Source organism: Streptococcus porcinus (genome assembly GCF_900475415.1).
GTDB lineage: Bacteria > Bacillota > Bacilli > Lactobacillales > Streptococcaceae > Streptococcus > Streptococcus porcinus.
In genome coordinates this window covers 1,533,253-1,553,607 of sequence record NZ_LS483388.1, presented here as the reverse complement: position 1 = coordinate 1,553,607, position 20,355 = coordinate 1,533,253, and the positions used below count along the sequence as shown (strand labels likewise).

Below are 20,355 nucleotides of genomic sequence, written 5' to 3'. Positions count from 1 at the left end.
TGATAATGGAAACATTATAAGTATAAAGGAGAATCATGGCTTTACCTACAGTTGCCATTGTTGGACGCCCGAATGTTGGCAAGTCCACATTATTTAACCGAATTGCAGGGGAACGTATTTCCATCGTTGAAGATGTTGAAGGCGTAACACGTGATCGTATCTATACAACCGGAGAATGGTTGAACCGCAAATTTTCATTGATTGATACTGGTGGGATTGACGATGTCAATGCTCCTTTTATGGAACAAATTAAACATCAAGCTCAAATTGCAATGGATGAAGCGGATGTTATTGTATTTGTAGTCTCTGGTAAAGAAGGTGTTACTGATGCTGATGAGTATGTTGCTAAAATGCTCTATCGCACTCATAAACCAGTTATCTTAGCTATTAATAAAGTGGATAATCCAGAAATGCGTAATGATATTTATGATTTCTATTCACTTGGCTTGGGGGATCCTTATCCGCTCTCATCTGTTCATGGTATTGGTACTGGAGATGTCTTAGATGCCATTGTAGAGAATTTACCCGTCGAAGAAGTTGAAGATAATGAAAATATCATTCGATTTAGTTTGATTGGACGCCCTAACGTAGGAAAATCGAGTTTAATCAATGCTATTTTGGGGGAAGATCGTGTTATTGCAAGTCCAGTAGCAGGTACAACTAGAGATGCTATTGATACTAGCTTTACAGATAGTGATGGTCAAGAATTTACAATGATAGATACTGCAGGTATGCGTAAATCGGGTAAAATCTATGAAAATACAGAAAAATATTCTGTTATGCGTGCGATGCGTGCTATTGATCGTTCAGATGTTGTTTTAATGGTTATCAATGCTGAGGAAGGCATTCGAGAGTATGATAAGCGAATTGCTGGCTTTGCTCATGAAGCTGGTAAGGGGATGATTATTGTCGTTAATAAATGGGATACCATTGCAAAGGATAACCATACTGTTTCCAAATGGGAAGAGGATATTCGTGATCAATTCCAATTTTTAAGCTATGCTCCAATTATTTTTGTCTCTGCCTTGACTAAGCAACGCTTAAATAAATTACCAGAATTAATTAAGCGTATCAGTGATTCACAAAGTCGTCGTATTCCTTCAGCGGTTCTTAATGATGTTATTATGGATGCTATTGCAATTAATCCAACGCCGACAGATAAAGGGAAGCGCCTTAAAATCTTCTATGCGACACAGGTTTCGGTAAAACCTCCAACTTTTGTCATTTTTGTTAATGAGGAAGAGTTGATGCACTTTTCTTATCTACGTTTCTTAGAAAATCAAATCCGTGCGGCTTTTACTTTTGAGGGAACACCGATTCATCTGATTGCGCGTAAGCGTAAGTAAAGTCAGTTTTTTCTCGCTCTAGTCAGTAATTTTTTAGATGGGAGACTGTGTTATCAGTTCCTGTTATAAGTGAGTTTATAATTCTAAATGTGGGTTAGGCTTAGTGCCTAATCTTTTTTGCTCTGCTATTTTCTAAAGAATTAAGAATCAAGAAAAATGCAAGTAATATATCTGGGAATTTGGTATAATAAAGGGATAATCAAAAAGGTGGGAAAATTATGGTAAGACTAATTCCGGGTCGGGTTCGTAATCAAGGAATTGACCTTTATGATCAAGGACTGGTAAGTATTAATCATGAAGAAGATAGCTTGATAGAGGCTACTGTAGATGGGGAAAAAGTTACTTATGGTATTGATGACTCATCGGTTTTTTGTACATGTCCTTTTTTTCAATCCAAAAAATATTGTCAGCACTTGGCTGCCTTAGAGTATTTTTTGAAAAATAGTGAGCAAGGGAAAGTTCTTTCTGAAAAATGGCATCATCAAACGGAGTCTAAGGAAAAAAGACAGAAAATGACCTCCTTTGGTAGTCTTTTTTTAGATAATTTAAAAATGAATGAGGACGATAGTCTTAGATTTAGGCTTTCTGCTTCAGCTAGCCCTAGCCCTTTTTCATCGGATTACTGGTGGTCACTAAAAATTAATCGTCTGCCCGATGACAGGTCCTATGTGATTCGTGATATTAAAGGATTTTTAGGATTGATTCAACGAGAAGGTTTTTATCAGATTGGGAAAAATTACTATGAGCCTTTATCACTCATACAATTTGATCAAGCTAGTCAAGAGTTAATTCAGTTTTTATGGCGCTTAGCACCAAGTTGGGATAAGAGTGAAAATGCTCAAATCTTTCCTAATCATGCACGGCATCTCTTTTTGCCAAGTGGCCTTTTTGAAGAAGGTTTATACTTAATGACTGATTTATATGACTTTACTTTCGAAGGCCCACAGCAGATTTATAATCACATGTATGTCAAACCTTTAGATGCATCTGCGGGTTTATTTCAATTTATTGTTGAAGTTCATCGTAAATTTATTTCTCTCCAGATTAATGAGAAAGATATGCAGTTTTTATTTGATAATGAGTATATTTTATATCACGACACATTTTATCACTTAAGTTTAAAACAGCGGAAAATCGTCGGAGCTATTCGCAGTCTACCAATACAATCAGATTTAGCTAAACATATTCACTTTGATTTAGATGACCAAGCTAAGTTAGCTGCCAGCCTGTTAGATTTTCAAGAAATTGGTCAGGTAAAGGCACCAAAAAGTTTTCAGATTAGGGATTTCAAAGCTGTCTTTAATTTTGATTTGTCAGGTGACAATAGGATTGTTTCTCATCTTACCTTTGATTTTGGGAACTTCCAAGTGACCAGTAAGCAAGAATGTGATCAACTGCCCTTTGCTAGTAATTACAAAAAAGAAGAAAAGCTATATCGTGCTTTAAATCACTATGGCTTTGAAGGGCAATTCCATTCTCAAAAAACTATCCGTAATCCACAGGATCTTTATAGTTTTTTTTCAGAAGCACTGCCTTATTTTCAGAAATTAGGTAAGGTGATTTTATCAGATGAAGTCCAAGCTTTAAAATTTTCCGAGAGACCACAAGTTAACATTACAAGAAATGGTGGTCTATTAGATATCTCTTTTGATTTTTCTCAAGTTTTTGAAGAAGATATTGATGATGCCCTTAAGGCACTTTTTAATAACGATTCTTATTTTATTAGTGACCAAGGGAAGCTAGTGATTTTTGATGAGGAAACCCAAAAAATTAGTCAGTCTTTACAAGAATTAAGAGCTAAGCAAGTAGCAGATGGGCACCTTCAAGTAGAAGGAATATCAGCTTTACAACTATCTCAGGCTTTTTCTGAAATGGATAATGTGCATTTTTCACAAGAATTAGAAGAGTTAGTAGCAGATTTAAATGATCCAGAAAGGTATCATCTCCCTGGACTAGAGATAGATGCCGTTGTGCGAGATTATCAGTTATTGGGTATTAAATGGTTATCCATGTTAGACAAATATGGTTTTGGTGGTATTCTAGCTGATGATATGGGACTGGGGAAAACTCTACAGACTATTGCTTTTTTAAGCACAAAATTAGCCGAGAATACTAAAGTTTTAATTCTCTCACCGTCTAGCCTTTTGTATAATTGGCAAGATGAATTCCAAAAATTTGCCTCTCATATTGATGTGGTTGTTTCTTACGGTTTGAAAACAAAAAGAGATCAGGCCATTTTAGAGGAACACCAAGTTACTATTACTTCTTATTCCTCCTTTAGACAAGATTTTGAGCTCTACCAAGATACACATTATGATTACTTAATTTTAGATGAAGCACAAGTGATTAAAAATGCTCAAACCAAGATTGCTCAAAAGTTACGAACTTTTAATGTGACTAATTGTTTTGCTCTTTCTGGAACTCCAATTGAAAATAAACTGTTGGAAATATGGTCTATTTTCCAAATTGTTCTCCCAGGTTTATTGCCTTCTAAAAAAACCTTTCTTAAAATGGAAGCACAAGAAGTTTCACGTCATATTCAACCCTTTGTTTTAAGGCGTAAAAAAGAAGATGTCTTACCTGAATTACCCGATTTGATTGAAATAACCTACTCAAATGAAATGTCTGATAATCAGAAAGCTATTTATCTAGCTCAATTACGTCAAATGCAAGAACGTATCCGAAATGCTTCTGATTCCGATATTAATAGACAAAAAATTGAAATCCTATCTGGAATTACACGCTTGCGTCAAATTTGTGATACCCCCAGTCTCTTTATGGAGTATCAGGGAGAGAGTGGCAAATTAGAGAGTCTTAGAACACTTCTTTTACAAATCAAAGAGAATGGGCATCGAGCTCTGATTTTCTCTCAATTTCGTGGCATGTTAGATATTGTAGAGCAAGAACTTTCTTCTCTTGATTTAAACTCGTATAAAATCACTGGCTCAACTCCTGCTGATGAAAGACAAGAAATGACGCGTGCTTTTAATAATGGCTCTAAAGATGTCTTTTTGATTTCTCTTAAAGCTGGAGGTGTAGGTCTTAATTTAACCGGTGCAGATACGGTTGTCCTCATTGATTTATGGTGGAATCCAGCAGTAGAGATGCAAGCTATTAGCAGAGCTCATCGAATTGGTCAAGAAGATAATGTAGAAGTTTATCGTCTTATTACACGTGGAACAATTGAAGAAAAAATCCTAGCTTTACAAGAAAGTAAAAAAAATTTAGTAACAACTGTTCTTGATGGTAACGAAAGTAGAGCTAGCATGACTGTTGATGAGATAAAAGAGATTCTCGGTTTGAATCGATAATAATCGTTTCAAGATCATAGTTGCAGATGATAGATTGGCCTTTTTTATTTCAGCCTTAGAGAAGATTAGCCGATAATATTTTAAATTCAAAAGGAGGTGCCTGAAAACTTTAAGCTTTTCAGGTCTCTTTTTTGAAAACATTAAAAAAAGAGAAAAATACCATAAATTCTTCCTTTTTCCGCCTACTATTAGAGGAATCTTTTGAAAAATGGTTGTAATTAGTTTATAATAGGGAGAGTTACAAGAAGGAAGGGAATGTCAATGATGAAACGTCAATTTCCATTGGTTGCTGATGGGGAACCAATCATCGAAGAAAGTCATCACATGCATTTGTATGAAAATGAAGATTTGATTACAAATATTCGTGGTTATTATCAAGATAAAGATTATGACGATGTTACGCGCGATTTTAATTTTGCAAACCCTTCAAAACCAGAAACGACACCCTCAAATCGTTCTCAAACTATTGACGAAGGGCGTCATTATGCAGAAGAAGCTCGTAAACGTGCCCGAAAAGACCTTAAGGAAAAGCGTCAAGCTTATTTGGCTAAGGAAATGTCTTACAGTAACGCCAGCAAGTCAAATTATCATAGGTCTTCAAATGATAAGCCTAAGGTTCAGACCAAGAGCGTGACCAGACGGCCAAATACGAAGTGGAGTCATTTGACCGAGAAATTAGAGCAAGATACTTACATTTTGGCAGAAATACCGAAGCAGTATAAGGAACCTCATCAAAGTAACTTAAAGACTGGTAAGAAAAATAACTATGACTTCTTAAAGCGAAGTCAGATTTATAACAATAAGGAAAATCGCCTTCAAAAAGAAAGAACAATTGCTCAAGAACTAAATTTAACTAGATTTGATGAGTTTCATTAAGGCAATTATTTGTGCGTTTAAAAAATTTAAAGGAGTTACAATGTCGTCAAAAAGCTATTATTTTATTGGTATCAAGGGATCGGGTATGAGTGCCTTAGCTCTCATGTTACATCAAATGGGACATGAGGTTCAAGGAAGTGATGTAGAAAAATACTATTTTACTCAACGTGGTCTAGAGAAAGCTGGAATTGAAATCAAACCATTTAGTAAAGATAATATTTCAGAGGGAATGGAAATTATCGCTGGTAATGCTTTCCGTGAAGATAACAATGAAGAACTAGCTTATGCGATTGCCCAAAATATTCCTTTTAAACGTTACCATGAGTTCTTGGGTGAATTTATGAAACAGTTTATTAGTTTTGGTGTCGCTGGAGCTCATGGGAAAACGTCGACAACTGGTCTCCTTGCTCATGTTTTAAAGAATATTACAAATACTTCTTATTTAATTGGTGATGGGACTGGTCGCGGCTCTGCAAATGCGCAATACTTTGTTTTTGAATCAGATGAATATGAGCGTCATTTTATGCCATATTATCCTGAATATTCAATCATCACTAATATTGATTTTGATCACCCGGATTATTTTACTGGGATAGAAGATGTGTTCTCAGCCTTTAATGATTATGCGAAACATGTTCAAAAAGCTCTATTTGTGTATGGTGAAGATGAGGAATTGAAAAAAATCACATCTTCTGCGCCTATATATTATTATGGATTTGAAGAAAAAAATGACTTTATAGCATTTGACATTATCCGTACAACGAATGGTTCTGACTTTAAAGTAAAACATGATAATCAGGTAATCGGTCAGTTTCATGTTCCAGCCTATGGTCGGCATAATATCTTGAATGCGACCGCAGTTATTGCAAACCTTTATATTGCTGGAGTTGATATGGACCTCGTGGCAAAACATATGGTGACTTTTTCTGGTGTTAAACGTCGTTTTACGGAAAAAGTGATTAACGATACCATTATTATTGATGACTTTGCCCATCATCCAACTGAAATTGTTGCAACTATTGATGCAGCTCGACAAAAGTACCCAAGTAAAGAAATTGTAGCCATCTTCCAACCTCATACCTTTACGCGGACAATTGCTTTGCTAGATGATTTTGCTCAAGCTCTAAATGAAGCTGATAGTGTTTATCTAGCTCAGATTTATGGCTCAGCCCGTGAAATTGATAAAGGTGAAGTTAAAGTTGAAGATTTAGCGGCTAGAATTGTCAAACCGGCAGAAGTCGTAACCGTGGAAAACGTGTCACCGTTGTTGAACCATGATAATGCTGTTTATGTTTTTATGGGAGCTGGTGATATTCAACTTTACGAACGTTCTTTTGAAGAGCTCTTAGCAAATCTAACTCATAATAATCAATAGAAAATCCTGCCTATGGCAGGTTTTCTGCTAGAAAGGGACACAATGCTAATTAGACATGTTACAGAAAAAGACTGGCCATTTATTCATGCAATAGAAAGTGCCAATTTTTCACCTGAGGAAGCAGCATCTCCAGAGGTGATTATAGCTAGAACGCAAGTGAACCCCGATACTTTTTTAGTAGCCCTGCTTGATCATCAAATTGCTGGCTATATTGAAGGACCGGTTGTTGCAAAAGCTCAGTTAGAAGATCATCTATTTCACGGTAGTCAAAAAAATCCTAAAACAGGTGGTTATATTGCTGTTACAAGCCTCTCTGTGGCACCTAAGTACCAAAAACAAGGTGTGGGGACAGCTTTGATTGCTGCTCTTAAAGATTTGGTTGTAGCGCAAAAGCGTGAGGGAATTGTCTTAACTTGTCATGATTACTTGATTTCTTACTATGAGATGAATGGCTTCAAAAATACTGGTTTATCAGCTTCAAAGCATGGCGGGGCTATTTGGTATCAAATGGTTTGGAATGTCTGATTTTAAAAAAACAAAAAGTGTTAAAAATGAGTAACAATTATGGGAAATAATTGCTTTTATCAGCTTTTTGGGTTATAATTGCGATTGATTACGTTTAGGAGGACTTGCTTTGACCGATATTAAAGATCATGGGCAACAGTCTCAGAAAGAAAAGAGCTTTAAAGAGCATATTTTAGCTGAGTTAGAAAAAGCCAATCAAATTCGCAAAGAAAAAGAAGAAGAACTTCTTCATCAAGACTTGAAAGCAGAAGAGATAAAACAAAAAGAGAGAGAAGTCGCTGAAGCAAGGCAAAAAACGGTTGCACTCTACAAAGATTACCAAGATGAAATAGCAAGATCGTCAGCTCCGTCAGAAACTGAGAGCCATGAATCTTTAAGCCCAAAATGGACATCGGAAAGTCTTTATAAGGACTCTGAAAAAGTATTTCATAGCCAAAGAAATGATGTTTCTGAAACCATTCCCTTTACGCCTATTACTATCCTTGACCAACCAGAGATTGGAATAGGGTCAGATATAATGGTAGAGTCTTCTAAAAAAGGAGGTTCTGTGAGAAGAAGCACTAATAAGCGCCAACATAGAGATCGTGTTGCCAAAAAGATATCATTAGTTGTCATTTCATCAATTATTTTGATTATCGCTTTAGTAGCCTTGATAGGTTCTATTTTTATCTATAACGCTATTAACCCAATTGATAAAAATGATACTAAGTATGTCCAAGTTGAAATTCCAGCTGGTTCAGGGAATAAGCTAATTGGGCAAGTCTTGGAAGAAAAAGGTCTAATTAAAAGTGGAACAGTTTTCAATTTTTATACTAAATTTAAAAACTTCTCAAATTTTCAAAGCGGTTACTACAACCTCCAAAAGAGTATGTCTTTAGATGAGATTGCTAAATCATTGCAAAAAGGTGGGACAGATAAACCAACTAAACCAGCTTTGGGTAAGGTACTTATCCCAGAAGGTTATACCATCAAGCAGATAAGTAAAGCAATAACTAATAATGTCAATACCAAATCAAGAAAAGACAAAACACCCTTTAAGTCACAAGAGTTTTTAGATACTATCCAAGATGACAATTTTATCAAAGCAATGGTTAAAAAGTACCCAAGGCTTTTATCTAACCTTCCTAAAAAAGCTGATGCAGTGTATCAATTAGAAGGCTATTTATTCCCAGCCACTTATGATTATTATAAGGAAACAGATATAAAAGCATTAATTGAAGAGATGTTAGCAACGACCGATGCCACAATGGCTCCTTATTATAGTGGAATAGAGTCAAGCGGTAAAACGGTAAATGAAGTTCTAACGCTTGCTTCATTAGTTGAAAAAGAAGGCTCAACGGATGAAGATCGTCGTGATATAGCAAGTGTCTTCTATAATCGCTTACAAAATGGTATGGCTTTGCAATCTAATATTGCTATTCTTTATGCCATGAACAAGTTGGGAGATAAAACAACTCTTGCTGAAGATGCGGGCATTGACACAACGATTAAATCCCCTTATAATGTTTATACCAATACTGGCCTCATGCCAGGCCCTGTAGATAGTCCAGGACTTTCTGCAATTGACGCAACGGTTAAACCTGCTAATACTGATTATTTATACTTTGTTGCCAATGTTAAAACAGGTGAAGTCTTCTACGCAAAAACCTATGAACAACATTCAGCAAATGTTGAAAAATATGTTAACAAGCAAATTCAGTAAAATACAAACATGATGCTTTAAGCATCATGTTTGTATTTTGCGAAATCCTAAAAAAAGAAAAGAGAAACGAAATGGCTGAAAAAACTTATCCAATGACTGAAATTGAAAAAGAACAACTTGAAAAAGAATTAGAAGAGTTAAAATTAGTTCGTCGTCCAGAAGTTGTTGAACGCATTAAAATTGCAAGATCCTATGGAGACCTATCAGAGAACTCAGAATACGATGCAGCAAAAGATGAACAGGCTTTTGTTGAAGGACAAATTTCAACTTTAGAAACTAAAATTCGCTTTGCTGAAATTATTGACAGCGATGCGGTTGCAAAAGATGAAGTTGCTATCGGTAAAACAGTAGTTGTCCAAGAAGTTGGAACAAACGATAAAGATACCTATCATATTGTCGGTTCCGCAGGTGCAGATATTTTTTCTGGTAAAATCTCAAATGAAAGTCCAATTGCTCAAGCTTTGATAGGCAAAAAGAAAGGTGATAAAGCTCAAATTGTATCGCCTGCGACGACTTATGAAGTTGAAATCGTGAGCGTTGAAAAAACCAAATAAGAAGGTGGCTGTTGATGCAGCGCTTTTTTATTTTAGTAAAAAGCCATCACTTTATTGAGTGATGGCTTTAGTTTATGTCATATTATTAACGTCTTTTTTGTTTACCTGCATTGCGGTTTTTTGGTGAAGACGTACTTTTAGGAATATTCTTGTTAGCTTTATCCTTAGCAGGTGTAACGTCTTTACGAACATTACTTACTTTTCCAACTTTAGGTGGATTATTTTTGAATTCTTCTTCAATTTGTTGACGGAGTTTTGGTTTAATAAAGTAAGTGGTTATTAACTGTTGAATAATACTAAAGAATCCACCGACTAACCAATAAAGACCAACACCGGCGGGTAAAGTCATAGTCATAAAAATCATCATGATTGGCATGGTGTACATCATGGTCTTCATTTGTGCACGTTGTTCTTCAGCAACGGCTTGCATAGACAGCCAAGATTGGAAGAAGTATAGAACTGCGATAATAGCAGTTAGGATAAGACTCTTGCTTCCAAGGTCAATGCCTAAAAAGTGACTAGTTGAAATACCTTTAGTGTGTAAGGCTGCGAAGTACATGGCAGAGAAGAAAGGCATTTGAATAAGTAACGGTAGGCATCCCATGCCCCCAAGCATATTAATCCCATTTTCTTTTTGTGCAGCCATTAATTCAGACTGTGCGGCAAATTTTTCTTCTTGAGTAGTAGCATTTTTAACGCGTTGATTGATTGGATCAAAAACAGGTTTTAAGTAAGCCATTTTCTCAGACTGATAGCTAGCCTTCTTTGCTTGGTAAAGTCCTAAGGGTAAAATAATAGTTCGAACGATAATGGTGACTATAATAATAGCAAGTCCGAACCCCAAGCCCATATGATTAGCAAAATACTCAATAAAGTGAGACATTGGTTTTCCAAGGATATCCCAGATAATACCTGTAGGATTACCTTGTTTATCTCTACCGACACAACCTGTTAAAGTAAAGAGGACCGATAGTGCCATAGTAGAAAATAATATGCGATTTAATTTAAGTTTCAATGTATTTTTCCTTTAAATTTTTAATATACTTATCTATTTTACTTTTTTTTGGGAAATTTAACAATACTTCCGTAGGATGATTTTAGTTGGAGATTTTAAAATCATGATAGTCTTCAAAATTTGCCATTTTGACATCTACATAAGTGACTTTGGACCATTTGGAAGGCCCTTTGCGGATTTCTTGAATAAAAGAAGCGATTTTGTGAGAATCGGCCGCCTGCGCTAAAATGCCTACCGTCCCATCCTCATTATTCCAGACACGACCATAGATGCCCCCTATTTGCAGGGCTAGGGAATAAGTGCTATATCGAAAACCGACACCTTGAACTTTACCCGAAACAGTCAAATGAACTTTTTTCATTTTAGAGCCTCCTTTTTCATATTATAACATATGTAGACTTTTCTAATATCTTAAACTGGCTAAAAAGATATGCTATAATAGAGATATGAAAATAAGTTCTAAAGCAAATCCAATTATCAAACAAAGTAAAAAACTCTTGCACAAGAAATACCGCAAAGATTCCTATCTTATTGAAGGCTGGCATTTGTTTGAAGAGGCCAAAAAAGCTCAAGTAAGCTTTTTACATATTTTTGTACTGGAAGATTATGTCGACAGAGTTGCTGCTGATGGTAAGGTTATTGTTGTAACACCAGAAGTTCTAAAGGAACTGACAGACTCTCCAACACCTCAAGGGATAGTTGCTGAAGTTAAACAAGAACAACTAGACCTACCAAGTATAGGGAAAGGGAAATATCTCTTGTTGGAAGATGTTCAGGATCCTGGTAACTTAGGAACAATGATCCGTACAGCTGATGCCGCGGGCTTTGATGGTGTCCTTCTCTCCGAAAAGTCAGCTGATATCTTTAACCAAAAAACCTTACGTTCTATGCAGGGAAGCCATTATCATATACCAGTTTGGCGTACGGATATCTATGCCTTTTGTGAGACAATGAAGTCTAAAGAGATGCCTATTTTAGCTACTACCTTGTCAGAACAATCTATTGATTACAAACAACTGGGAACTTTAACAGATTTCATATTAGTTATGGGTAATGAAGGACAAGGGATTAGTACCAAAATGGCAGAGCACTCTAGCCAGTTGGTACATATTTCGATGCCTGGACAGGCAGAAAGTTTGAATGTGGCTGTAGCTGCCGGAATCCTTATTTTCAGCTTGATTTAAGGGAATGTGGTATAATACCTACACGAGGTGATAACTAATGGATTATACTAATGACCAAGAATTTATGGAACATGTTGGACACTTAATCAATCATCCAAAATTTCAAAAACTAGAATCAATTGTTCAACATCAGCATTCAACCCGTTTAGAACATTCTATCAATGTCGCATATACCAGCTATAAACTTGCTAAGCGATTTGGTTGGGATGCTAAAAGCACAGCCCGCGGTGGTCTCTTACACGATTTCTTTTACTATGATTGGCGTGTCACAAAATTCAATAAGAGTCATGCTTGGGTTCATCCAAGAATTGCCCTACGTAATGCCAAAAAATTAACAGATATTAACAAGCGAGAAGAAGATATTATCTTAAAACATATGTGGGGAGCTACAGTAGCTTTTCCTCGCTATCGTGAAAGTTATATTGTAACGATGGTTGATAAGTATTGGGCAATTAAGGAAGCAGTCACTCCCATGCGCAACCGGTGGGCAAATCGTCGCTTTTTCAAGCGTAAAACTTTAAACAGTCATAATCGATAATTATTTAAAGGAGAAATTTATGAACGATCATATTATTTATTCGGAAACAGACACTGGTCTTAGCCAATTTTTTGCTAAGATATATGGATTGGTGGGAGCAGGTGTAGGCTTATCTGCCTTTGTATCCTACCTAATGCTATATCCTTTTAGAGATAATCTAGTTGCTATTATTGCAAACCATCCATTTGTTTATTATGGTGCTATTATATTAGAATTGGTTTTGGTATTTTTGGCTAGTGGGGCTGCGCAACGTAATACTCCTATGGCCTTGCCTCTTTTCCTCTTCTATTCAGCATTAAATGGTTTTACATTAAGCTTTATCATTGCTGCTTATACACAAACAACTGTTCTTCAAGCCTTTATTTCATCTGCGGCCGTTTTCTTTACAATGTCAATGATTGGATTACTTACTAAAAAGGATTTATCGGGTTTTAGTAAAGCATTGATGGCTGCTTTGATTGGAATTATTGTGGCAAGTGTTGTTAACTTATTTATCGGTAGTGGAGGTTTGAACTTTATTATTAGTATTGTTTCAGTATTAATCTTCTCAGGTCTAATTGCAGTTGACAATAATCGTATTAAAGCTGTTTATCAAGCTACTAATGGTCAGGTTGGAGATGGCTGGGCAGTTGCTATGGCCTTAAGTCTCTATTTAGATTTTATTAACTTATTTATTAGCTTGCTTCGTATTTTTGGTCGTAATGACTAATTTTGCCTAACTAGCCTCGCTGAAGGCTAGTTTTTATTATGCTATTAATAGGTTAATTTAATTGGCTTATATAGTGTATGATGCTACTGGTAGTAGTGGCTGGTTTTATGAAAATCAACTAATTGGACAACTTAGTTTGTTACTATTAGAAATTTTGACTTTTCCTTTGAGAAGAAAGTTCTACTGTTTTTGTCATTTGTAAATAAGGTAAATTTTTGATATAATGAGTGGAATAAAGAACTAGGAGAAATCAAAGAAAATGTCTACAACAATTTGGATTTTATTAATTATTCTTGCGCTTACAGCTGGTTTATTTGGCGGGATGTACATTGCCCGCAAGCAAATTGAAAAAGAACTAGGAGAACATCCTCGTTTGACTCCAGAAGCTATTAGGGAAATGATGAGCCAGATGGGTCAAAAACCAAGTGAAGCTAAAATCCAACAAACCTACCGTAATATTGTGAAACAATCTAAGGCTGCTACAGCTAAAGGGAAATAATCAACGTAAAGAAAAGTTAAACAATTCTTTATGATTATGTGAACAGTCATTGATATGAAAAAACTTCTTAATTTATATTTTCGAGAGGATATGTCAACTGTTCAGAGTTGGAAGAAAAACTCAGTTGGCTAAGCAGCTGAGTTTTTTTCGTGTCAATTAGGAAGTAGTTTAAATGGATAATAGACCGATTGGTTTTCTAGATTCTGGAGTTGGTGGTTTAACAGTTGTTCGAGAGTTAATGCGTCAACTCCCTTATGAGAATATCGTATATATCGGTGACTCTGCAAGAGCACCATATGGCCCAAGGCCAGCCGAACAAATTAAAGAATACACTTGGGAACTCGTTAATTTTTTGATGACGAAAAATGTTAAGATGATTGTTTTTGCTTGTAATACAGCAACGGCGGTTGCTTGGGAAGAAGTCAAAGAAGCATTAGACATCCCTGTTTTAGGTGTTATTTTACCTGGTTCAAGTGCTGCAATTAAGTCAACAACAAATGGCCGTGTAGGTGTGATTGGGACTCCAATGACCGTAATATCAGATATTTATCGCCAAAAAATTCAATTACTAGCACCAGCTGTCGAGGTGACTAGCTTAGCTTGTCCTAAATTTGTACCCATTGTTGAGTCCAATGAAATACAATCTAGCGTAGCTAAAAAAGTGGTTTATGAAACTTTAGCACCCTTGGTTGGAAAGGTAGATACTTTGGTCTTAGGTTGTACTCATTATCCCTTACTTCGTCCTATTATTCAAAACGTTATGGGACCATCAGTCAAGTTGATTGATAGTGGAGCAGAGTGTGTACGGGATATCTCTGTTCTCTTAAATTACTTTGAGATCAACAGTGGTCGTTATCAAGAAAAAGTGAGACACTATTTTTACACAACGGCAAGCCCTGAAACCTTTCAAGAGATTGCCTCAGTATGGTTAAAACGAAAAATAAATGTGGAGCATGTGACCTTATGAGTGAAAAAATTTACGAGTATAAAGACAAGGATAACTGGTTTATCGGAAAAATGACTGGTCATAATATGGTCTCTGGTTGGGGAGTAGACCAGATAATGGTCAAAAAAATAGATGATCTTTTAGATGGTATTTCTACTGAACTAGACTGGGAAAATCCTAAGGGCTATGATGTTTCAGTGCTTCGCTACCAATCTCCTTTTTCACTCCTTTCTTTTATTGTTGATATGATCAATCAAGAAACTAAGCGCGAAATCAAGGTGGATCGCCATGCAGGAGCTATCTTATTAAGTGAGGATGAAAAGTTACTTGCTGTCTATCTCCCGGAAGGTGGCGTATCAATGGCTGCCTTTTTCCCTGATAGCAGAAAAGGAGTTGGCGAAACAATCTTGATTGCTACACGAAATGAGGGAAAAACCAAAGAATTCCGTCGTTTGTTTGCTGATCTCGGTTATCGTGTAGAAAATCTTAACGATTATCCCGATTTGCCAGAGGTCGCGGAAACTGGTGTAACCTTTGAAGAAAATGCTCGCTTGAAAGCAGAAACGATTTCACACCTAACAGGAAAAATGGTCTTGGCAGATGACTCGGGGTTGAAAGTGGATGCCTTGGGGGGACTTCCAGGTGTTTGGTCAGCTCGTTTTTCAGGACCTGATGCCACAGATGACCGTAATAATGCTAAATTATTGCATGAATTAGCTATGGTTTTTGATCAAAAAGATCGTTCAGCGCAATTTCATTCAACCTTGGTAGTAGCTGCACCGGATAAAGAAAGTCTTGTTGTTGAGGCAGATTGGCCCGGTTATATTGCCTTTCAACCAAAAGGTAATCATGGCTTTGGTTATGATCCTCTCTTTATTGTCGGTGAGACTGGCCGTCATGCAGCTGAACTAGAAGCTGAAGAAAAGAATCAATTATCGCATAGAGGTCAAGCTGTTCGAAAATTAATGGAGGTCTTTCCATCGTGGCAAGCAAAACAATTATAGTAATGAGTGATTCTCATGGAGATCGAGATATTATTCAAGCTATTAAAGACAAATATATTGGTCAAGTGGACGCCATTTTTCATAATGGAGATTCTGAATTGAAAAGTTCAGACTCTATTTGGGATGGGGTCTATGTGGTAGGTGGAAATTGTGATTATGATATAGGGTATCCAGATCGCTTAGTGACAAAGCTAGACTCCTTTACCATTGCTCAAACACATGGACACTTGTATAATATCAATTTCACTTGGGATAAGCTTGACTATTTTGCACAAGAAGTTGATGCAGATCTATGTCTGTATGGACACTTGCATCGTCCAGCGGCTTGGAAACTTGGAAAAACCCTTTTTGTTAATCCTGGATCCGTGTCGCAACCTCGTGGAGAGGTTAACGAAAAGCTGTATGCTCGTATCGAATTGGCTGATGATGCCATCAAAGTTGATTATTTGACTCGAGATCATAGCCTTTACCCGTCACTGACTAAGGAATTTAAACGATGATCGCAAAAGAATTTGAAGATTTTATTTTACAACATTTAGATAGTTATCTAATACCAGCAGATGATTTAGCCATTTTTATTGATACTCATAATTCTGATCATGTCATGCTATTACTGGTTAATAATGGCTTTTCCAGAGTTCCTGTTTTGACAAAAGATCGTCATTTTAAGGGAACAATTAGTATCTCAGATATTCTAAGCTATCAGGTTAAGAAACAATTAACAGATTGGGAGTTGAACCAGACTGATATTGGAGAAATGGTTAATACTAAAATTGAGTCAATCCGCAATACGGCTAGTTTGACACTGATTATGCATAAATTAGTTGATTATCCATTTTTACCAGTTGTTAATGATCAAGATATTTTTGTGGGTATTATTACGCGTAAGTCAATTCTTAAGGCTTTAAATAGCCTATTGCATGACTTTACAGATGATTTTAGGATTTCAAAAAAAGATGATTAACCTGGTAGAAGTTTTCCTTGAGCAAAAACACTTATCTGACAATACTAAATCAGCTTATCGCTATGATTTATTGCAATTTGTTAACATGATCTCAGAAAAACTAAGCCAAGAAAGGCTAACCTTGTATAAGCAACAAATTGCTCATTTGAGTAAGTCGGCCAAACGTCGAAAATTTTCAACAGTCAATCAGTTTCTTCTCTTCCTTTATCAATCTGGAAATTACAATAGCTATCTCCGTATTGATGAGAAGATTAGCCAGAATGATACAAGTCAGATAGAGAAACAAAATTTGGATAGGCAGCTTTTCTATCAGGACTCAACAGAAAAGATTGGTCAAACTATTGCCTTGCTAATCCTAGAACTAGGCCTTTTACCAAGTGAAATTGCAATAATAAAGGTAGCAGATTGTTCTTTAGCTTTTCAGAGTTTACGGATTTACCGTCAAGGTAATGTTCGTGTACTACAATTGCCAAAAGTACTTTTGCCTTTTTTAGAGTCTATTCTTGATAACGATGCTCTTTTTCTCTTTGACCATAAAGGTCAAGCTTTTTCACGTCAATGGTTTTTTACGCAATTAAAGGCTTTTTTAATCACTATTGGCTGTTCACATTTAAATGCTCAAGATCTGCGTCATCACTATATACTTAAAGAAAAAGCAGCTGGTAAGTCACTGTTGGAATTGAGTCAACTTCTAGGATTGAAAAGTCCTATCACACTAGAAAAGTACTACAAAATGTAATGGATATAAAATTAAAAGATTTTGAAGGCCCCTTAGATTTACTCCTTCATTTAGTTTCCAAATATCAAGTTGATATTTACGAAGTTCCTATTGTAGAAGTCATTGAACAATATTTAAGTTACATTGAGACACTTCAGGCTATGAAGTTAGAATTAGCAGGGGAATATATGTTGATGGCTAGTCAGCTTATGTTGATTAAAAGCCGTCGCCTTTTACCTAAAATTGTCGAAGCTGAACCAGAAGCTGATAATCCAGAATTCGCACTTTTGAGCAAAATTGAGGAATATAGCCGCTTTAAAGAGTTGAGTCAAGCTTTAGGAGAGCAACATAATCATAGAGCGCTGTTTTATTCTAAACCAAAACAAGAATTGATTTTTGAAGATACTGTCTTACGAGAAGACAAAACCATTACAGATCTCTTTTTAGCCTTTTCGAAAATAATGGCTGTCAAACAAGAAGAATTCAAACAAAATCATACAGTTATTGAGCGTGAGGATTTTCTTATTGAAGACATGATGGAGCATTTGGAAGGTAAGTTAAACCAGCAAAAACAGCTTGTTCTCACTGATGTCTTTAAAGAATGTACTAGTCTCAATGAAGTCATTACTTTATTTTTAGCGACACTAGAATTAATCAAGGTTCAAGTAGCTAAAGTTCAGCAAGCAGATAATTTTGCAGATATCATTTTAATAAAGGAAATGTCATGACTCATTTATCACAAATTGAAGCATTGCTCTTTGTTTCCGGAGAAGAAGGCTTGAGTTTGCGACAGCTAGCAAACTTAATCCATCTAACACCGACAGCACTGCAACAACAAATGGAAAAATTAGCTGAAAAATATGAAGAAGATGCAGATTCAGCTCTTTGTTTAATGGAATCAGCCCAAACTTACAAGTTGGTTACTAAAGATGCCTATGCCGAATTATTAAGGAGCTTTGCGAAAGCACCGATTAATCAAAGTTTATCACGAGCAAGTCTAGAAGTTCTCTCCATTATTGCTTATAAGCAACCTATAACACGTTTAGAAATTGATGATATTAGAGGTGTTAATTCAAGTGGTGCTTTGAGTAAGTTGCTTGCCTTTGAGCTGGTAAAAGAGGCTGGCAAAAAAGAAGTAATTGGACGCCCAAATTTATATGTCACAACTGATTATTTCTTGGATTATATGGGGATTAATCACTTGGACGACTTAATAGACGTGTCGAGTTTAGAAATTGAAGATCAAGAGATTGCTCTTTTTCAAAACAATGATTAACTGCGCACCTGTGGAATTTTCAAAAGAAAAGAGAAAAAATGAGAATAAATAAGTATATTGCCCATGCTGGTGTTGCCAGTCGTAGAAAAGCAGAAGAGTTAATCAAGCAGGGTTTGGTAACGTTAAATGGCCAAGTTATTACAGATTTAGCAACGATTGTCAAGTCTGGTGATGTGGTGGAAGTAGAAGGTAGTCCTATCTATAATGAAGAGAAAGTCTATTATTTGCTAAATAAACCACGTGGCGTCATTTCAAGTGTTTCTGACGATAAGGGACGAAAAACGGTTATTGATTTATTACCACAAGTTAAGGAACGTATTTATCCTGTTGGACGTTTGGATTGGGATACCTCTGGCCTTTTGATTTTGACAAACGATGGTGATTTTACAGATAAAATGATTCACCCTCGTAATGAAATTGATAAAGTTTATTTGGCTCGGGTCAAAGGTATCGCTACTAAGGAAAATCTCCGTCCACTGACACGTGGTGTGGTTATTGATGGTAAGAAAACTAAGCCTGCACGCTACAATATTATTCGAGTAGAAGCTGATAAAAATCGCTCTATTGTTGAATTAACTATTCATGAAGGACGTAATCACCAAGTGAAAAAAATGTTTGAGTCGGTTGGACTTTTAGTAGATAAGTTGTCACGAACTCGTTTTGGAACACTTGATTTAACTGGTTTACGTCCTGGAGAAGCTAGACGTCTTAATAAAAAAGAGGTTAGTCAACTACATAATGCAGCGGTAACTGATAAATGATTAAGACTTTTCTGATTTATGTGGTTCGTTTGTACCAAAGGTTTATTTCACCTCTTTTTCCGCCATCATGTCGCTATAGACCAACATGTTCAACTTATATGATTCAGGCTATTGAGAAACATGGTATAAAGGGGGTATTGATGGGAATCGCTCGTATTTTCCGTTGTCATCCTTTTGTGGACGGTGGAGATGATCCTGTTCCTGACTATTTTAGTCTCAAACGCAATCGCAAGCACTAAAAAACAGTTGTTTTTCAAATAAAAGCATTGACAAGGATTGTTAAAGTGTTATAATAAAAAATAAGCATTCGTTGGTTTAAATCAAACCTGTTATGATTTAAGTTAATGAATCACCACCAACCACATTGTCTGCTGAGTTTAACTCCGGGCAGTGTGGTTTTTTGATGAGTAAAAGAGGAAAGATGATGACAGTTGATATTGAACATAGCCAATACCGAGAAGTAAATTCTAAAAACCATATTGTACTTTTTGAACCCCAAATTCCTCAAAATACTGGGAATATTGCTCGAACTTGTGCTGCTACAAATGCACCATTACATATTATTAAACCTATGGGTTTCCCTATTGATGATCGTAAGATGAGACGTGCAGGACTTGATTATTGGGAAAAATTGGACGTTCGTTTTTATGATAATCTAGAAGACTTTTTAGATAAGTGTGATGGTCAATTGCATCTGATTAGTAAATTTGCAAGTAAGGTCTATTCTGATGAACATTTTGATGATGGTCAGAGACATTACTTTTTATTTGGACGCGAAGACAAAGGGTTACCCGAAGCATTTATGAGAAAATATCCTGAAAAAGCGCTACGTATACCCATGAACGATGAACACGTTAGGAGTCTAAATCTTTCGAATACGGTTTGCATGATTGTTTACGAAGCACTTAGACAACAGGCTTTTGAAGGGCTAGAACTAGACCACGTCTACGAATATGATAAATTAAAATAAGTGACAAAAAGTCGCAAATTGACTTTCTTATTTTATCTTCTTTTTAGATATATTATTCGAGTTGTAAGTAGTTTTATTTTTA

The 20,355-nt window shown here is 36.0% G+C and carries 23 protein-coding genes; 21 read left to right on the top strand and 2 right to left on the bottom strand.

Features of this window, described 5'->3' with window-relative positions:
- Positions 1-35: 35 nt before the first annotated feature.
- From der to greA, 7 genes are all read left to right on the top strand, one after another.
- Positions 36-1,346: a ribosome biogenesis GTPase Der gene (gene der / locus DQM45_RS07725; protein WP_003085171.1), complete on the top strand. Its 1,311-nt coding sequence runs from the start codon at positions 36-38 to the stop codon at positions 1,344-1,346.
- Between the two features lie 218 nt (positions 1,347-1,564).
- On the top strand, positions 1,565-4,657 hold the full coding sequence (locus DQM45_RS07720; RefSeq protein ID WP_003084613.1) for a DEAD/DEAH box helicase: 3,093 nt from the start codon (positions 1,565-1,567) through the stop codon (positions 4,655-4,657).
- Positions 4,658-4,918: 261 nt separating this feature from the next.
- Complete coding sequence (locus DQM45_RS07715) at positions 4,919-5,533, top strand: hypothetical protein (RefSeq protein WP_003082644.1); 615 nt, start codon at positions 4,919-4,921, stop codon at positions 5,531-5,533.
- A gap of 40 nt (positions 5,534-5,573) precedes the next feature.
- Positions 5,574-6,908, top strand: coding sequence for a UDP-N-acetylmuramate--L-alanine ligase (gene murC, locus DQM45_RS07710; protein ID WP_003084111.1), 1,335 nt, complete (start codon positions 5,574-5,576; stop codon positions 6,906-6,908).
- Positions 6,909-6,950: 42 nt separating this feature from the next.
- The gene (locus DQM45_RS07705) at positions 6,951-7,433 is read left to right on the top strand and encodes a GNAT family N-acetyltransferase (protein WP_172601675.1); all 483 of its coding nucleotides are present in this window, start codon (positions 6,951-6,953) and stop codon (positions 7,431-7,433) included.
- A gap of 109 nt (positions 7,434-7,542) precedes the next feature.
- Entirely contained in the window at positions 7,543-9,135 is a 1,593-nt protein-coding gene (mltG, locus tag DQM45_RS07700; RefSeq protein ID WP_003085688.1) for an endolytic transglycosylase MltG, read from the top strand.
- 71 nt (positions 9,136-9,206) lie between these two features.
- Positions 9,207-9,689, top strand: coding sequence for a transcription elongation factor GreA (greA, locus tag DQM45_RS07695; RefSeq protein WP_003083977.1), 483 nt, complete (start codon positions 9,207-9,209; stop codon positions 9,687-9,689).
- A gap of 85 nt (positions 9,690-9,774) precedes the next feature.
- Here greA and yidC read toward each other — a convergent pair whose 3' ends face one another.
- Positions 9,775-10,704 carry a membrane protein insertase YidC gene (yidC, locus tag DQM45_RS07690; RefSeq protein WP_039984623.1) on the bottom strand — a complete coding sequence of 310 codons (930 nt, stop codon included), beginning with the start codon at positions 10,702-10,704 and terminating at the stop codon, positions 9,775-9,777.
- An 82-nt stretch (positions 10,705-10,786) separates the two neighbouring features.
- Positions 10,787-11,065 (bottom strand): acylphosphatase, encoded by a 279-nt coding sequence (locus tag DQM45_RS07685; RefSeq protein WP_003083602.1) that lies wholly within the window; start codon positions 11,063-11,065, stop codon positions 10,787-10,789.
- An 85-nt stretch (positions 11,066-11,150) separates the two neighbouring features.
- On the opposite strand from DQM45_RS07685, the gene DQM45_RS07680 reads away from it, so the two are divergent.
- From DQM45_RS07680 to DQM45_RS07615, 14 genes are all read left to right on the top strand, one after another.
- Complete coding sequence (locus tag DQM45_RS07680; protein ID WP_003085870.1) at positions 11,151-11,888, top strand: TrmH family RNA methyltransferase; 738 nt, start codon at positions 11,151-11,153, stop codon at positions 11,886-11,888.
- Positions 11,889-11,925: 37 nt separating this feature from the next.
- Entirely contained in the window at positions 11,926-12,426 is a 501-nt protein-coding gene (locus tag DQM45_RS07675; protein ID WP_003083777.1) for an HD domain-containing protein, read from the top strand.
- A 19-nt stretch (positions 12,427-12,445) separates the two neighbouring features.
- Positions 12,446-13,135, top strand: coding sequence for a Bax inhibitor-1/YccA family protein (locus DQM45_RS07670; RefSeq protein ID WP_003082722.1), 690 nt, complete (start codon positions 12,446-12,448; stop codon positions 13,133-13,135).
- A 259-nt stretch (positions 13,136-13,394) separates the two neighbouring features.
- Positions 13,395-13,634, top strand: a complete 240-nt coding sequence (locus DQM45_RS07665) for a YneF family protein (RefSeq protein WP_003084275.1) — start codon at positions 13,395-13,397, stop codon at positions 13,632-13,634.
- 172 nt (positions 13,635-13,806) lie between these two features.
- Positions 13,807-14,601 carry a glutamate racemase gene (racE, locus tag DQM45_RS07660; protein WP_003083093.1) on the top strand — a complete coding sequence of 265 codons (795 nt, stop codon included), beginning with the start codon at positions 13,807-13,809 and terminating at the stop codon, positions 14,599-14,601.
- Positions 14,598-15,584, top strand: a complete 987-nt coding sequence (locus DQM45_RS07655) for a nucleoside-triphosphate diphosphatase (RefSeq protein WP_003084634.1) — start codon at positions 14,598-14,600, stop codon at positions 15,582-15,584. The genes racE and DQM45_RS07655 overlap by 4 nt, the downstream gene beginning before the upstream one ends.
- On the top strand, positions 15,563-16,084 hold the full coding sequence (locus DQM45_RS07650; RefSeq protein ID WP_003083615.1) for a metallophosphoesterase: 522 nt from the start codon (positions 15,563-15,565) through the stop codon (positions 16,082-16,084). Before DQM45_RS07655 ends, DQM45_RS07650 begins: the two co-directional genes overlap by 22 nt.
- A complete protein-coding gene (gene cbpB, locus DQM45_RS07645) occupies positions 16,081-16,548 on the top strand; it encodes a cyclic-di-AMP-binding protein CbpB (RefSeq protein ID WP_003085346.1) in 468 nt (155 codons plus the stop codon). The genes DQM45_RS07650 and cbpB overlap by 4 nt, the downstream gene beginning before the upstream one ends.
- Entirely contained in the window at positions 16,541-17,287 is a 747-nt protein-coding gene (xerD, locus tag DQM45_RS07640; protein ID WP_003084134.1) for a site-specific tyrosine recombinase XerD, read from the top strand. The genes cbpB and xerD overlap by 8 nt, the downstream gene beginning before the upstream one ends.
- Complete coding sequence (locus DQM45_RS07635) at positions 17,287-17,994, top strand: segregation/condensation protein A (protein WP_003085712.1); 708 nt, start codon at positions 17,287-17,289, stop codon at positions 17,992-17,994. The genes xerD and DQM45_RS07635 overlap by 1 nt, the downstream gene beginning before the upstream one ends.
- The gene (gene scpB, locus DQM45_RS07630; protein WP_003083598.1) at positions 17,991-18,542 is read left to right on the top strand and encodes an SMC-Scp complex subunit ScpB; all 552 of its coding nucleotides are present in this window, start codon (positions 17,991-17,993) and stop codon (positions 18,540-18,542) included. Before DQM45_RS07635 ends, scpB begins: the two co-directional genes overlap by 4 nt.
- A gap of 38 nt (positions 18,543-18,580) precedes the next feature.
- Complete coding sequence (locus tag DQM45_RS07625; protein ID WP_003085222.1) at positions 18,581-19,303, top strand: pseudouridine synthase; 723 nt, start codon at positions 18,581-18,583, stop codon at positions 19,301-19,303.
- Positions 19,300-19,542, top strand: a complete 243-nt coding sequence (gene yidD, locus DQM45_RS07620) for a membrane protein insertion efficiency factor YidD (protein WP_039984620.1) — start codon at positions 19,300-19,302, stop codon at positions 19,540-19,542. The genes DQM45_RS07625 and yidD overlap by 4 nt, the downstream gene beginning before the upstream one ends.
- A 185-nt stretch (positions 19,543-19,727) precedes the next feature.
- Entirely contained in the window at positions 19,728-20,273 is a 546-nt protein-coding gene (locus DQM45_RS07615) for a tRNA (cytidine(34)-2'-O)-methyltransferase (protein ID WP_003084421.1), read from the top strand.
- The last annotated feature ends 82 nt before the right edge of the window (positions 20,274-20,355 follow it).

Bases quoted from the DNA above. Each gene is read 5' to 3' on its own strand.
- greA (WP_003083977.1), top strand. From the start codon at position 9,207: ATGGCTGAAAAAACTTATCCAATGACTGAAATTGAAAAAGAACAACTT.
- DQM45_RS07615 (WP_003084421.1), top strand. From the start codon at position 19,728: ATGACAGTTGATATTGAACATAGCCAATACCGAGAAGTAAATTCTAAA.
- DQM45_RS07675 (WP_003083777.1), top strand. From the start codon at position 11,926: ATGGATTATACTAATGACCAAGAATTTATGGAACATGTTGGACACTTA.
- DQM45_RS07670 (WP_003082722.1), top strand. From the start codon at position 12,446: ATGAACGATCATATTATTTATTCGGAAACAGACACTGGTCTTAGCCAA.
- scpB (WP_003083598.1), top strand. From the start codon at position 17,991: ATGACTCATTTATCACAAATTGAAGCATTGCTCTTTGTTTCCGGAGAA.
- DQM45_RS07655 (WP_003084634.1), top strand. From the start codon at position 14,598: ATGAGTGAAAAAATTTACGAGTATAAAGACAAGGATAACTGGTTTATC.
- DQM45_RS07625 (WP_003085222.1), top strand. From the start codon at position 18,581: ATGAGAATAAATAAGTATATTGCCCATGCTGGTGTTGCCAGTCGTAGA.
- DQM45_RS07705 (WP_172601675.1), top strand. From the start codon at position 6,951: ATGCTAATTAGACATGTTACAGAAAAAGACTGGCCATTTATTCATGCA.
- xerD (WP_003084134.1), top strand. From the start codon at position 16,541: ATGATTAACCTGGTAGAAGTTTTCCTTGAGCAAAAACACTTATCTGAC.
- der (WP_003085171.1), top strand. From the start codon at position 36: ATGGCTTTACCTACAGTTGCCATTGTTGGACGCCCGAATGTTGGCAAG.
- DQM45_RS07720 (WP_003084613.1), top strand. From the start codon at position 1,565: ATGGTAAGACTAATTCCGGGTCGGGTTCGTAATCAAGGAATTGACCTT.
- DQM45_RS07635 (WP_003085712.1), top strand. From the start codon at position 17,287: ATGGATATAAAATTAAAAGATTTTGAAGGCCCCTTAGATTTACTCCTT.
- cbpB (WP_003085346.1), top strand. From the start codon at position 16,081: ATGATCGCAAAAGAATTTGAAGATTTTATTTTACAACATTTAGATAGT.
- murC (WP_003084111.1), top strand. From the start codon at position 5,574: ATGTCGTCAAAAAGCTATTATTTTATTGGTATCAAGGGATCGGGTATG.
- DQM45_RS07685 (WP_003083602.1), bottom strand. From the start codon at position 11,065: ATGAAAAAAGTTCATTTGACTGTTTCGGGTAAAGTTCAAGGTGTCGGT.
- racE (WP_003083093.1), top strand. From the start codon at position 13,807: ATGGATAATAGACCGATTGGTTTTCTAGATTCTGGAGTTGGTGGTTTA.
- DQM45_RS07715 (WP_003082644.1), top strand. From the start codon at position 4,919: ATGATGAAACGTCAATTTCCATTGGTTGCTGATGGGGAACCAATCATC.
- DQM45_RS07665 (WP_003084275.1), top strand. From the start codon at position 13,395: ATGTCTACAACAATTTGGATTTTATTAATTATTCTTGCGCTTACAGCT.
- DQM45_RS07680 (WP_003085870.1), top strand. From the start codon at position 11,151: ATGAAAATAAGTTCTAAAGCAAATCCAATTATCAAACAAAGTAAAAAA.
- yidD (WP_039984620.1), top strand. From the start codon at position 19,300: ATGATTAAGACTTTTCTGATTTATGTGGTTCGTTTGTACCAAAGGTTT.